This window comes from Bacillus sp. UNC437CL72CviS29 (assembly GCF_000482345.1).
GTDB lineage: Bacteria > Bacillota > Bacilli > Bacillales > Bacillaceae_G > Bacillus_A > Bacillus_A arachidis.
This window is the reverse complement of sequence record NZ_AXVB01000006.1, coordinates 137,874-151,129: the sequence shown is the minus strand read 5'-3', so window position 1 is coordinate 151,129 and position 13,256 is coordinate 137,874. Positions and strand designations below refer to the sequence as shown.

Annotated in this window: 13 protein-coding genes and 2 pseudogenes; 7 read left to right on the top strand and 8 right to left on the bottom strand. The window is 34.7% G+C overall.

Annotation, left to right across the window (positions count from 1 at the left end; genetic code table 11):
• Nucleotides 1-144, top strand: a pseudogene (locus tag M014_RS30000) (DUF3992 domain-containing protein); the annotation flags it as partial.
• Between the two features lie 314 nt (nucleotides 145-458).
• On the opposite strand, the gene M014_RS0108065 reads toward M014_RS30000, so the two are convergent.
• On the bottom strand, nucleotides 459-1,997 hold the full coding sequence (locus M014_RS0108065; RefSeq protein WP_035414738.1) for a bifunctional metallophosphatase/5'-nucleotidase: 1,539 nt from the start codon (nucleotides 1,995-1,997) through the stop codon (nucleotides 459-461).
• 224 nt (nucleotides 1,998-2,221) lie between these two features.
• Between M014_RS0108065 and M014_RS0108060 the strand changes: the two genes are divergently transcribed.
• A complete protein-coding gene (locus tag M014_RS0108060; RefSeq protein ID WP_026591260.1) occupies nucleotides 2,222-2,431 on the top strand; it encodes a hypothetical protein in 210 nt (69 codons plus the stop codon).
• Between the two features lie 35 nt (nucleotides 2,432-2,466).
• On the opposite strand, the gene M014_RS0108055 is transcribed toward M014_RS0108060, so the two are convergent.
• Nucleotides 2,467-3,243 carry a class I SAM-dependent methyltransferase gene (locus M014_RS0108055; protein ID WP_026591259.1) on the bottom strand — a complete coding sequence of 259 codons (777 nt, stop codon included), beginning with the start codon at nucleotides 3,241-3,243 and terminating at the stop codon, nucleotides 2,467-2,469.
• Nucleotides 3,244-3,354: 111 nt separating this feature from the next.
• On the opposite strand from M014_RS0108055, the gene M014_RS0108050 reads away from it, so the two are divergent.
• Nucleotides 3,355-4,206 carry a hypothetical protein gene (locus M014_RS0108050; protein WP_026591258.1) on the top strand — a complete coding sequence of 284 codons (852 nt, stop codon included), beginning with the start codon at nucleotides 3,355-3,357 and terminating at the stop codon, nucleotides 4,204-4,206.
• Between the two features lie 53 nt (nucleotides 4,207-4,259).
• Here M014_RS0108050 and M014_RS0108045 read toward each other — a convergent pair whose 3' ends face one another.
• The gene (locus M014_RS0108045; RefSeq protein ID WP_026591257.1) at nucleotides 4,260-4,457 is read right to left on the bottom strand and encodes a hypothetical protein; all 198 of its coding nucleotides are present in this window, start codon (nucleotides 4,455-4,457) and stop codon (nucleotides 4,260-4,262) included.
• A 204-nt stretch (nucleotides 4,458-4,661) separates the two neighbouring features.
• Between M014_RS0108045 and M014_RS29995 the strand changes: the two are divergent.
• Both M014_RS29995 and hmpA read left to right on the top strand, forming a co-directional pair.
• Nucleotides 4,662-4,928: pseudogene (locus tag M014_RS29995) on the top strand (hypothetical protein); the annotation flags it as partial.
• A 215-nt stretch (nucleotides 4,929-5,143) separates the two neighbouring features.
• Entirely contained in the window at nucleotides 5,144-6,352 is a 1,209-nt protein-coding gene (gene hmpA / locus M014_RS0108040) for an NO-inducible flavohemoprotein (RefSeq protein WP_026591256.1), read from the top strand.
• Nucleotides 6,353-6,372: 20 nt separating this feature from the next.
• Here hmpA and M014_RS0108035 read toward each other — a convergent pair whose 3' ends face one another.
• On the bottom strand, nucleotides 6,373-6,885 hold the full coding sequence (locus tag M014_RS0108035) for a Crp/Fnr family transcriptional regulator (protein WP_026591255.1): 513 nt from the start codon (nucleotides 6,883-6,885) through the stop codon (nucleotides 6,373-6,375).
• Between the two features lie 197 nt (nucleotides 6,886-7,082).
• Between M014_RS0108035 and M014_RS0108030 the strand changes: the two genes are divergently transcribed.
• Nucleotides 7,083-7,307, top strand: coding sequence for a hypothetical protein (locus M014_RS0108030; protein WP_003196257.1), 225 nt, complete (start codon nucleotides 7,083-7,085; stop codon nucleotides 7,305-7,307).
• Between the two features lie 296 nt (nucleotides 7,308-7,603).
• Here the strand turns inward: M014_RS0108030 and M014_RS0108025 are convergent, their stop codons facing one another.
• From M014_RS0108025 to M014_RS0108015, 3 genes are all read right to left on the bottom strand, one after another.
• Nucleotides 7,604-8,404, bottom strand: coding sequence for a sulfite exporter TauE/SafE family protein (locus M014_RS0108025; RefSeq protein WP_026591254.1), 801 nt, complete (start codon nucleotides 8,402-8,404; stop codon nucleotides 7,604-7,606).
• 117 nt (nucleotides 8,405-8,521) lie between these two features.
• Nucleotides 8,522-9,520 carry an inorganic phosphate transporter gene (locus M014_RS0108020; RefSeq protein ID WP_026591253.1) on the bottom strand — a complete coding sequence of 333 codons (999 nt, stop codon included), beginning with the start codon at nucleotides 9,518-9,520 and terminating at the stop codon, nucleotides 8,522-8,524.
• A gap of 11 nt (nucleotides 9,521-9,531) precedes the next feature.
• Nucleotides 9,532-10,152, bottom strand: coding sequence for a DUF47 domain-containing protein (locus tag M014_RS0108015; protein WP_000231449.1), 621 nt, complete (start codon nucleotides 10,150-10,152; stop codon nucleotides 9,532-9,534).
• Between the two features lie 312 nt (nucleotides 10,153-10,464).
• On the opposite strand from M014_RS0108015, the gene M014_RS0108010 reads away from it, so the two are divergent.
• On the top strand, nucleotides 10,465-12,483 hold the full coding sequence (locus tag M014_RS0108010; protein ID WP_026591252.1) for a transglycosylase domain-containing protein: 2,019 nt from the start codon (nucleotides 10,465-10,467) through the stop codon (nucleotides 12,481-12,483).
• 74 nt (nucleotides 12,484-12,557) lie between these two features.
• On the opposite strand, the gene M014_RS0108005 is transcribed toward M014_RS0108010, so the two are convergent.
• Complete coding sequence (locus tag M014_RS0108005) at nucleotides 12,558-12,995, bottom strand: hypothetical protein (protein ID WP_026591251.1); 438 nt, start codon at nucleotides 12,993-12,995, stop codon at nucleotides 12,558-12,560.
• Between the last annotated feature and the right edge of the window lie 261 nt (nucleotides 12,996-13,256).

The following is a 13,256-nucleotide window of genomic DNA, read 5'->3' as shown; positions in this document are numbered from 1 at the left end:
GAAAAGTTAGGAAATTACGTGAATGTATTGCAAGCACTTAAGGAACAATATGATATTGTAAAAGTGGAAACAGTTGATACGAACATTAAGTATTATACAAAAGCATATAAAATAAGTAGTTTCAATCATACTTCTTATCAAATAAAAAAACTCCCGTTTAAGGGAGTTTTTTTATTTACCCGCGATACCACCCTAGTTCATACATATAGAAATATATTTATATGTACGAAGCTTTGCAACGTACAACATGATACGTGTTCTTCGTAACGGGGGACGACAGGTAAGAACTTGCTACATCGTTCGGTTCTACTTCTTAGAGATGATTTTCGGTTACGCGCTGAGCATCGCCTTTCAGCAAGATGCCTACTCTTTGGGGAACAGCTGTATAACGTACACGTTCTCGTCGATGAATTTTGTTTAAGTATTCTGAAAGGACTTTCATATGTCTTATTTAAAAGTCAATATGTTTTTTGAATAGAATTTTGAGGAATTGTATCAATATGAGAAATGGAACGAATATAATTTGCAAAAGCTTCTTGATCTGTCGGGCCTTCTATACGATTTCTTCCTGATTTGAAAGTTATAAATTTATCTCCTCCGTTTGCTAAAAAAGAGTTGGCCACAACAGAGTATGTTTGATCATCTTGCAGAGGAGTTCCATTTTCTAATGAAATAGATTGGATTAAATTATTTTTCCAGCTATAACGAAGGCCAGAAATTTGTAGCATGCGAGTTTCTTCTTTCCATTGTTCTTGCAAGATGTTTCGAATTTCTTTTCCTGACAACTCCATCTTGATTAATGGGTTACCGAATGGTTGTATGAGGAAGGCATCTTCCCACGTAATTGTTCCTTTTTGTAAATCGTGCCGAATGCTCCCGGGATTTACAAAAGCAATATCCGTTTGCATAGTTTGACGTTGAGCTATAGCAAGAAGGGCGCCTAATTTTGATTCGCCACGTTCGTTTCGATCACGGGTTAATTCGTAGTTTGCTATTCCTAATTGTTCTTCTATTTTAGAATGGATTTTAGATGTATAAGAATCTATCCATTTTCTTATATGAGAATCAGGAGAAAGCGTATTTTGGTAGACTGGGACAATAGTTGCATCTTTTCTTATAATGTCTTTGGTTTTACGATTTAATGTAACAGTGACGTTTGAAAAAGCTTTTCCATATGAATAAGCTTGAACAAGGAGTTTCCCGTTTACGTTTCCATTTACATAAGAATGGGTATGTCCACCAAAGATAATATCGACGTCAGTATCTAGGTTATTTGCTAAATTAACTAGAGCTCCAGTGGTATTATCACCGGTTGTATTACCACCAAGATGAGCAAGAATTATAAATGCATGAATGCCTTTCTTTTGTAGTTGATGTACATAGGAATTAATGGAAGTAGCTTCATCCAAAAAGAGGACAGAAGACATATTGGTATGCATTGTTAGAAATGGAGTATCTTTTGTGACGACACCAATGAATGCAATGGGAATACCATCGATCCATTTAATTGTATAGGGAGGAAAGAGTGCCTTTTTTGTTTTACTATCTAAAGCATTTGCACATACATAGGGGAATGAACTGCCTGAAAACGAATTTATTTGTGCAGTAGATTCACCACTAATGAGTTGCTGAAGAGCAACTGGTCCTCTATCAAATTCATGGTTTCCAATTGTACCAACATCAACTTGAAGCTTATTTAAAAATTCCATCGTTGGTTTATCATGAAACAGTGCCGAAATCGGAGGACTCCCGCCAATCATATCTCCTGTATGAACAAGTAAGGTGTTGGGGGTTTTATCGCGGTAGGATTGAATGTAGGCGGATATGTAATCGGCGCGTCCTACAGCTTTACCATGCAATGTTGAAGTGGTATTTAATTGGCCGTGCAAATCATTGAGGCCAAGGATCTGCACGGATATGTCGGCAGGTAGAGAAGGAGAGAATAGCACGGGAAAAATCAGTCTGATAAGAAATGGGAATAATATGAAATAGTTCATATTGACACTCCTCTATTAAACATATTTTAGGATGCGGAAGTTTCACTTTATTGTATGAGGAGTGAAAGGGAATCTTTTGTAAAAAAATCGTAAAGTATAGAGGGAATGTAAATTTTTTGAGAAATATGACAATTGAGATGGAAAGGCAGGAATCTTTTTTATCAATAGCGAATAATACTACAATCCACTTACGGAAAAGAACAGACCAAAAAGAGGTGACGGAAATGCTTGCGATGGGTATATTGTTTGGAATTGTAGTAATTTGTGGTTTCATATGGTTATATTATTCGCGTTCGTTTAAACAAGCAGAAGTGTTGCTCTTTCAAAAAGGAAGTTTGTTGACCAATCAATCTAGATACTTAGTGTGTCCAAAGTGTGGAAGTGCACAGGCTAGAAGTGGAGGATATCAAGAGTGTTGCAAAATTAGGTTATGAAAGGAGAAAGCCTCACAAAATTATGTGAGGCTTTCTTAAGATTTTGTGGCACTCCAAATGGTCCAACGATCTTGTTCGACAATGGGAGCTATGTTGTGTAGCTTAGAGCGGATATGGTGGAGTAATTGAGAAAGTTCTTCGTCTGTTAATTCGTATAAAATAGATCGGCCTGTCCGTGGTGATAAATCTTGTAGTAATGTTTCAATGGAATCATGGATTTTTCGAACTTCCCAAATTGTTTGAAGGGGAAGTGGATGCATACCGTTTTGTGTGATTAATTGCTGTATATAGGTTGCTTTTGGTCTTCGCTTTTCCTCTATTGGAATGAGCTTAGGATAGACGGAGAAGAAATACCCACGAATATGTTCTGGGCTTCCTAGAATTGTACAATCTTCAATGGTACGATCTTGAAGAATAAGCATGCCATTTTTCTTTAAGATACGTGAGGCCTCTTGTAAAAACTTTGGGACGTCTTGTAAATGATGAACAACAGCACGAGAAATTACAATATCAAAAGTTTCATTAGCAAATGGCATATGGTGGGCATCACCGTGAATGAATGAGATGTTTTGGATGGAAGCGCAATTTTCTATTGCTGCTTGTAGCATTTTTTTTGAGAAATCGAAACCAACGACATTGCTAGCTCCCATGAGAGCCAGTTCTTTCGTATAAATACCACCACCGCATCCAATATCAATTATGCTTTTACCTTTTACATCAATTATATTTTGGATTATTTCACACCAAGAAATATCTGCTTTTCGTGTGGCATAAGTGTACCTATTATTGGCATCATGAAAATTAATGGACATGTAAAAGCCTCCTTTCGTGTATAGTATATCTCATTTCATCATACATAGCGTTTTTGTTTCATTTTCAAGGACAATAAGCTTTTCTTATTGTTCTATATAGGAGGGCGCGGAGTGAGTAAAAAATATTTGCTAATTATATTCATTTTTTTATTAGCATCGTGTAGTCAGTTTGAACAAAAAAAGGAGAAAAAACAAGTAGAAAAGACGGTGAATTCTGTGCAGGAAAGTATACAAGTAACAGTTATACAAAAAGGAAAGCTCGAGAAGGTTTTAAGCCAAGAGGAAGCAAAAGAAGTAGTGGAGATTATTAATAAGGCTGAGAAACAACAAATAACAGGGAGTTTTGGAGAGCCAGAGTATGAAATACAAATTGAGAAAAATGGAAAGAAGAAAACATATCGTGCATGGTTAAGAGGAGAAGATCGACGTGGTTGGTTACAAGATGAAAAGGGTACGTATATGCTCACAAAATCTGATACAGAACAACTGTTATCTATACTTCCGACTGTGCCTGAATCAACAAGTGATGATACGAAAGTAAATACATTAACAGAAGTGACAAAAAAGGATTTACAAATTACTGCTTTTCACATTAAAACAAATGAAAAAAGCATAAATTATACAGTATTTTATACGATTTCGGATTCTTTATATAAAACGTTGGAGAAAGATAGGGAGTACTATTTTCAATTGACGTTTCCTTCTAAAGTACAACAAGTGATTGGAAAGAAAACAAGTGAAATCATGCAAGGTGAGAAAGTGAAAGAGGGGTATAAACAATATGAAGTGAGTATTGTTGTACCAGTAGAGCATGTATCAACCTCTCAAATAAAAGCATTAGAAACTTATTACGATGAGTATGATTTACAAGTATTAAATTACAAAAAAGAAAAAGTAGGAGCGTTTCAAAATATTATTCAGATTGTAAAAGATTATGGTGAAAAAATGAATTTGCAAAGATAGCTAAACTCTTTCCTAGGAAATGAAAAATAGAGTGAACTAAAAGGTTCACTCTATTATTTTGTTTTTGCAGATGGTTCGTTCATTGATTTTCGTGTAATAAGATAGGAAATCATAAGAGCAGAAAGGACAATAAGAGCGATAAACAAATGATTGGGTAACCAATCTAATAATAGTAAATAGCCAACTGTATAAAAAATTAGTGTTGAGGCTAAAAAGGATAAAGTGCCAATCATGAGAGATTGTAATGACATTTTATGTCTACCTCCTTCCGTTATTTTTCTGTTCTCAAGCAATCAATCTTAGTATTGTATTGAAGAAAAAGAAGAATAACTGCTTGAAACATATTCTTTTCTTATTTTTGGCTAATTTTGGATTATATAAACGTCATTTCTGATAAAAGAAAAAATATGACATACATAGAAAGAGGGAGAGATAGGAATCATCTAGTGTAGAGGTTTCAAAAACGAGAACCGTTTTTAAAAGATATAATACGGAAATAAAAAAGAAGCAGATAAAACAAGATGTAAGGCGAAGTTTAAGGTTTTGAAAAAGGGGATAGAAGTCAGGAAGAGTGAATACGTCGTTTATGCTCATCGTGTTTACCACGACTTAATAGTATTATAAACAAATATACAGGTGAAACAAATATATGGGGATATACTGAGTTTGGGAACGGAAAAGGTATACAAGTAATCGAAGAATATCTTCAAGCCCAGTCTTAAGTTGGGGAATTTTGGTTAGTTTGTTTTCTTTTAGAAAAGATAGGATGGGATATAAAGCAAAAATTTGTTTGGTTTAGCAGCAAATAACAGGATAAATCTAAATCGTTCATACATTTTTCACAAAAATACCGTGTTTATAGTGATTAAAATCACAACATCCAGTGAACATTCCATTTACACTAACAATAGTTAAAGAAATAAAGGAGTGGGATACAATGTTAAGTGCAAAAACAATTGAAATTGTAAAATCAACAGTACCATTATTACAAGAAAAAGGCGTTGAAATTACGACACGTTTTTATCAAATTATGTTCTCGGAACATCCGGAATTATTAAATATTTTTAACCATACAAATCAGAAAAAAGGAAGACAGCAACAGGCGTTAGCAAGTGCAGTGTATGCAGCTGCTACATATATTGATAATTTAGAAGCTATTATTCCTGCTGTAAAACAAATTGGTCATAAGCATAGAAGTTTAGGAATTAAAGCAGAACACTACCCAATCGTCGGAAAATGTTTATTACAAGCGATTAAAGAGGTAGCAAATGCGCCACAAGAAGTGTTAGATGCTTGGGGAGAAGCGTATGGTGTAATTGCTGATGCATTTATTAGTATCGAAGCAGAAATGTATGATGAAGCGGCAAAAAAAGAAGGCGGTTGGAAAGATTTCCGTAACTTTGTTGTTGTGAAAAAAGAGAAAGAGAGCGACGTAATTACATCGTTTTATTTCAAACCAGAAGATGGTGGAGAACTGTCAACATTCTTACCTGGTCAATATGTAACGATCCAATTAAATATAGAAGGTGAAACATATACACATAATCGTCAGTATAGCTTATCAGACGCTCCTGGAAAAGGCTACTATCGTATTAGTGTGAAACGAGAAATAGCTGCAGAAACACCTGATGGAAAGGTATCTAATTATTTACACGATCATGTTCAAGAGGGAGATATCTTGCCACTAAGTGCACCGGCGGGGGATTTTGTATTAAATATGGATTCAAATTTACCGATTGTGTTAATCAGTGGCGGCGTTGGTATTACGCCGATGATGAGTATGTTAAATACATTAATTGAGCGAGATTCAAACCGCAAGGTATACTTTATTCACGCAGCATTAAATAGCAAAGTGCATGCCATGAAAGAACATGTGCAGCAAGTAGAGAACGACCATGAACAAGTAGAAGTATACACTTGCTATTCTTCACCAACAGAACAAGATTTACAAGCGAAAAACTTTGATAAAGAAGGTTTCATTGATTTAGATTGGTTACAATCAATTATTCCTACAAATAAAGCGGACTTTTATTTCTGTGGCCCGGTACCATTTATGAAGCATATTAATAAGGATTTAGTAGAATGGGGCGTTTCACCTGAACACATTCATTATGAATTTTTTGGGCCGGCAGCAAGTTTATCATAAGGCAAACAAAAAACGAGGTGTTAGTTCCCCTCGTTTTTTACTTGTTCTCGTAACAAGCGATTTACTGTTTCACGACGTACACCGATCAGTTGTCCGATTTCTGTTTGTGTTAATATTTCATAGATTGGAATTTCCCCTAAATATAGTGAGAACCACTCTTGTAAACGGTAGAGACGTTCTTTCGGAGAAACAGTTGTTAATTGATCGATTCGCTGCTGCATCATTCGTAATTTTGTTTGTAGTTGCATGGCGATATCAGCGTATAATTCTGGATTCTCCTGTAGTTTTTCGTACCATGTATTACATGCAATGGGCTGGACCTCTGTTTTAATTAAAGCAATTGCTGTACCATGATACTCCTTTGGTGAAATTAAAGAATGGTGAGGGATTGTCTCACCTGGAACAATAATGTTAAATAAAAATGGTGTTCCGTCTTCTTGTAATCGAATAACTTTTAATAGTCCCGTTTTAATAAAATATAAGGGACCTTCTTCACCTTGACGAAATAATGTATCCCCTTTATGTAGAATCAATGTTAGCACCTCATTTAATCATTTCTATTCGTTCATTGTACCCGATTTATAGTCTGTTTGTATTAAAAAATAGATGAATAAAAGAAGATAAGCTTACAAAACAGCAATTTAATTGACGGAATGTATGCTATTACAGTAGTATACTATTTAGTGTGTAATAGTACTAGCAATAAATACGCTGTAGGGGGTTTACTATATTGTTAGATGCGAAAATGACTGATATGAAAATTCCAGCTAATGCTGTAATACATGTGGAAGAGATGAAAGGTGGAGTCGTTCTATCAGTTGAAATAGATGGTCAAATTATCTATACAATGGCTTATGATGAAGAAACGGATAGCTACGCTGAATTGTATGATAGGAATGATAAACGAGCACGTCAAGTACATGAAGATTTTATGGGATGGTCACTCCTTCACTAAAAAGATGTCAATATGACATCTTTTTTTGTTGAATCGATAGATTATACAAGCAGATGCAATAAACTGATAAAATTTGTAATAATTGCTTTTGCATTGTTAGCGCTTTGTAACAGCACACCCTCTGTTTTTTCGCTATCATAGAGGTAATAGTCACAGCTATAGAAGTGGAGTGATCAACTTGGGTAAATTGCATATTTCAAATTTGACGTTGTTTTGTATGTGTACGGTATTATGTTTTATTTTTGGGGTGTTTTTGTATTCCTGCGTATAAAAAAACGCATTCTAAAAAGAACGCGTTACAAGAAAGAAATGATAATTAATCTAGTTCCAAGAATAATTAATGTGACACGCAATAATTTGATAATCGCATTACCGCTTAATTTTGTATTGATGAAAGCTCCAATTTTTCCGCCAATCCAAGCGCCTGGAATAAGAATCAATGCATAAATCCAGCTAACATTGCCAAGAGAAATATGAGTCATAGAACTTACGATTGCTGATAAAAAGACAATAAACATGGAAGTTGCGACAGCAATTTGTGCAGGGAATGCAAAAAGAAGCATCATCGCTGGAACGAGTAATGCACCGCCACCAATGCCAAATAATCCAGATATAAAACCAACTACAAATGCGATAATAATCGAAAGAAACGGTGGGAATTGATAATGAACGGTGTTACCTTCAGCATCTGTGAAAGATCGTTTAATAACATTTGCATTTGAGAGGGAAAGAGGTTTCAATTTATCGCGTAACATGAGAAGGATAGATACGAAAATAAGGAAAATTCCAAAGTATAATGAGAAAGAATCCTGATTCAAAAATTTGTTTGCCCACGATCCAATAATACCTCCAGGGCCGCTCCCTATAAATAAAATAAGTCCACTTTTATAATCTACTCGCTTATGTTTCATATAAGTAAGAGTAGAGGAGAGACCAGTGAAAACTACGGTCACCATTGATGTACCAACTGCGAGTTGTGGTGATAAACTATGCAACCCAATCAGTAAGGGGACGATAATAATTCCTCCACCAAGTCCTACTAAACTTCCGACTGTTCCTGCGATTAATCCAATGAAAAGTAACATGATGTATTCCAAAATTGCCAACTCCTCTGTATCACTAATACAACATTTATTATACATGCTTTTTGAAAAGAAATAAGATTGTTCACAAAAAAGTCGCCTTCCTAGAAAAATAAGGAAGGCGACTTTGTATTAGAAAATAAAATGTAATAGGTAATAGAATAAGGCTGCTAATGAAGCAGAAATTGGAAGTGTAATTACCCATGTAATTAACATACGTTGCGCAGTTCCCCATTTTACACCTTTTACACGATGGGAAGCACCTACCCCTAAAATAGAAGAAGAGATAACGTGCGTTGTACTAACTGGCAAATGAATAAATGTAGCACCAAAAATAACAAGTGATGATGATAAATCGGCAGCTACCCCATTTACAGGACGAATTTTCATAATTTGTCCACCAACAGTTTTAATAATTTTCCATCCACCGACAGAAGTACCAAGACCCATTGCAAGAGCACATGAGAATTGAACCCAGAAAGGAATATCTCCAGAACTATGAAGGCCATTTGTCATTAAGGCCATTGTAATAATACCCATTGCTTTTTGAGCATCGTTTGTACCATGTGTATAAGCTTGTAGTGCCGCTGTAAACACTTGGAATAAACGGAAGTTTTGATTCGTTTTCGTTAAATTAAAGTTTTTAAAGACAACTTTAAAAATACTATATACGATAAACCCAATAACAAATGCAACGATTGGCGAAATAATTAAAGCTTCAAGAATTTTAATAAATCCTTTGAAATTAATTGAACTTAATCCAGCAGCAGCAATTGCAGCACCTGCGATTGCACCAATAATTGCATGCGAAGAACTACTTGGGATTCCATAGTACCAAGTAATTAAGTTCCAAGCAATTGCAGCAAGCAGAGCGGCTAAAATAACATATGATCCATGTTCTAAAGCAAATGGGTCAACAATGTCTTTTGTAATTGTTTTTGCTACACCTGTAAATGTCATTGCACCTAAAAAGTTCATAATAGCTGCCATAATTATAGCTTGTCTCGGCTTTAATGCCTTCGTTGAAACAGCCGTTGCAATCGCGTTTGCTGTGTCGTGAAATCCGTTAATAAAGTCGAAAGCTAAAGCACAAATGACTATTAAAACAGTCAATATCAAGAGTGTATCCATGATCAAACTCCTTATGCGTTCTTCATAATAATTGTTTCTAATACGTTTGCAACGCTTTGACAGCTATCAGCTACTTCTTCTAGCTCTTCATAGATCTCTTTGAATTGAATGATCTTAATTGGATCTTTTTCACGAGAGAATAAGTTCTTAATAGCATGGCGACGGATATCATCACACTGTGATTCGTAATCCTTAATTTTAATTGCATTTGTGCGAATATCCACTAATTTCTTATTCGACATAAGTTCAACGGAATTTGCAATCTCAATTGCACATTGATTAATTGCCTCCACAAATTTAATCATGTATTCATCTGCTTCTGTAATAGAATACATTTCGAATAAACCTGCACTGTGGTCTAGTCCATCAAGTACATCATCCATGCTCATCGCAAGTTGCAGGATGTCTTCACGTTCAATAGGAGTAATAAACGCTTTGTTTAGCTCCATAATGATTTCGTGAATAAATGAGTCACCTTTTGACTCGTATTCTTTCATGCGCATAGAAAATTCTTTTAGATCGCTGGCATTTTTAATTTTATACTCCACGAAAAATTGCGCGCCTTCTTTTAAATTTTCGGAAACATTCATTAACATTTCGGAAAATTTATCTTTTTTAGATTTAAAGACCATTATTGTTACCCCCACGAAAAGTAATATATGTAAAATATATTGGCTAGTCAATTCTAACAAAAAACTGTCGTTTTTTAAAACATTTTATCGAAAAGTTTACAAAAACTTAACATAACTCACATTGATGTATTAATAATATTAATAATCAATAATGAATATCTTACTTGTAGAATGTCCTTTTCTTGTAAAAAGTATGAATGTAAAAGAAATGCTTTACACTTGAGGAACTAATACGTTATTATAATAAATTCAAAAAGAGGACATTTTTTCCTTTTTTAATCGAAAGTGTAGACTCATGGAGGAAGTGAATAAATGAAATTGAACAACACTCATTTCAAAAAAATGCTTGAGTGGTTCAACAAGAGGAAGAAATTGCGCAACATATTATTAATTTTTTCCAGTTTTTTTGTTACCCTATTTATTGCAGTAAATATAATGATCTCCATTCAAGACATATCTGCATTAAAACAAGCTGTTCCGCAGCCGACACTTATTTATGATGCTAATAAAGAAGTGGCAGCAAAGTTATCTTCTTCCAAGGCGGAAGGAATCAAAAGAAAAGATATTCCTGATATTATGATTCAAGCAGTTGTAGCAGTAGAGGATAAAGAATTTTTTAGCCATCATGGTATTGACTATAGTGGGATTATGAGTGCCTTGTTAAAAAATATTACTGCTGGAGAAGTAGTAGCTGGTGGGAGTACAATTACACAACAGCTTGCGAAAAATGTATTTTTAACACAAGAACGTACATTTTCACGGAAGTTTAAAGAATATTTTTTAACAAAAAAGATAGAGCGTACGTATACAAAAGATGAAATTATTGAGATGTATATGAATCAAATTTATTTTGGTGAAGGAGCTTGGGGTGTAAAAAAAGCGGCTAAATCATATTTCAATAAAGAAGTAAAGGATTTAACAATAGCAGAAGCTGCGACAATTGCAGGGTTAATTAAGGGGCCATCAATTTATTCACCATATAAAAATTTTAATAAATCAATCGAAAGACGTAACGTTGTTTTAGCATTAATGAAAGAGCAAGGATATATTTCAGAAGAACAGTACAGCAATGAGAAAGAAAAGGGCCTTGTATTACGCCGTGGCGTTGATGATAAGTATAAGGGCAAATACTCGCAATATGTAGATTACATTGTCAGAGAAGCGATGGAGAAATATGAATTGACACAAAATGAAATTTTAGCTGGTGGATATCGTATTTATACAGAACTTGATCCGAAAAAACAACAAGCAGTGGAAGATGTTGTGAATAATGATAGTTATTTTCAAGGGAGTAATGCTGATCAACTTATGCAAACGGGCATTGTTCTGATGGATCCGAAAACTGGTGGTGTACCCGCACTAGTTGGCGGGAGGGGAACGTATCAATTTTTACAATTTAATCATGCAACACAATTAAAAAGACAGCCTGGCTCGACATTAAAGCCTCTCGCAGTATATGTACCTGCATTAGAACAGGGATATGAAGTATATGATGTTTTAAAGGACGAGCCACTTCATATAAAAGATTATACGCCTCAAAATAGTGATCATACTTTTCATGGCGATGTGACAATGTATGAAGCAATTGCTAAGTCTTATAATGTTTCAGCAGTTTGGTTGTTAGAACAAATTGGATTAGACAAAGGGTTGAAGTCATTAGAGCGTTTTGGTATTCCATTGCAAGAGGAAGATCGTACCCTTCCTATTGCTTTAGGGGGAATGCATACGGGAACTTCACCATTCATAATGGCTCAAGCTTATGCAACTTTTGCAAATGATGGAGTACAAGTTGAAGGGCATGCAATTCGTGAAATACAGAATGCTGAAGGAGAAATAGTAGGAAAGTGGTATAAAAAAGAAACACGTGTAACAAGTGAAGAGGTTGCTCAAAAAATGACGTATTTATTAAAAGGCGTTGTTGAAAAAGGAACAGGTGAAAAAGCAAAGGTAAAAAATATAGATACGGCTGGTAAAACAGGAACTACTCAGCTTGTAGACGGTCCGAGTAGCGGAGCGAAAGACTCATGGTTTGTTGGTTATACACCTGACCTTGTCGGTGCAATTTGGGTAGGGTATGATAAAACGGATAGAGAGCACTATATTCCAGGCGGTAGTCAAATTACAACAACAATGTTTCGAGATATTATGAAAAAAGCTGATGCCAACCCTAGTCAAAAAGCATTTCAATTATCACTAATATCAGAGACTGACTATGCAAAACAATTAAAGAAAATTGAAGAAGAAAAAAGAAGAAAAGAGGAAGAAAAAAAGCGTCAAGAACAACAAAAAGAGTGGATTGATAAAGTAAAAGAGTGGATTCCATTTTTGTAAGAATAAAAAGAGGCGAATGATTATTATATTCGTCTCTTTTTTATATGAATTGAAAATTTTTTCAGCGGGTGTATTTACTGTTCAGTGAGGCGAATAATGATGTTAGAATGGGATTGTGAATTATAAAAAATTGAAATTGTTGCTTTGCTAATTGGCTCAAAAGGTAAGTCATCTTCATATTTTCCAGTATTTTTATTGTGAATGGATAATGTAATTTCATCGATTTTTTGGTTATTATATTGTTCTTTAATTCTTTTTGCAATCTGATTCAGGTCATGATGGGAAGAAGCTTCTGTAATAATCATTCCTTTAATAACTCTTTTTTCTTTAGATAAAGAAGATGAGAGAGGTACTATATTTTGGTTTGCATATAGCAGTTCGTATGAAGCAATGTTACTGTTTTCTGCTGCTTTTGATGCAGAGGTGCATTCTAAAGTCAAAAAGAGTGCTGAACATAAAATTATACATGACATAAGGACGATCCCAAAGCGTATTGACGATAAGGTGTTCATTTTCATCCCTCTTTCATATCATTGTCTTTGTTCTCTATCATACAGAATAAGCGTTAAGGTAGAGTAAATTTGAAGTAAAGAAACGTAAAGAAGGACATCTAACATTTAAGATGGGAAGAATAGCCTCGAGTTCATTCTTACCGGAGTGTGTTGAGTTTGGAATGAAAGAAGAGACATTGAACTCATTAAGTTTTGTGGTATTTCTATATGAAAGAGGAAAAAATATAGAAGACATGTGGATTAAGAGATTGAGTAGTGAAG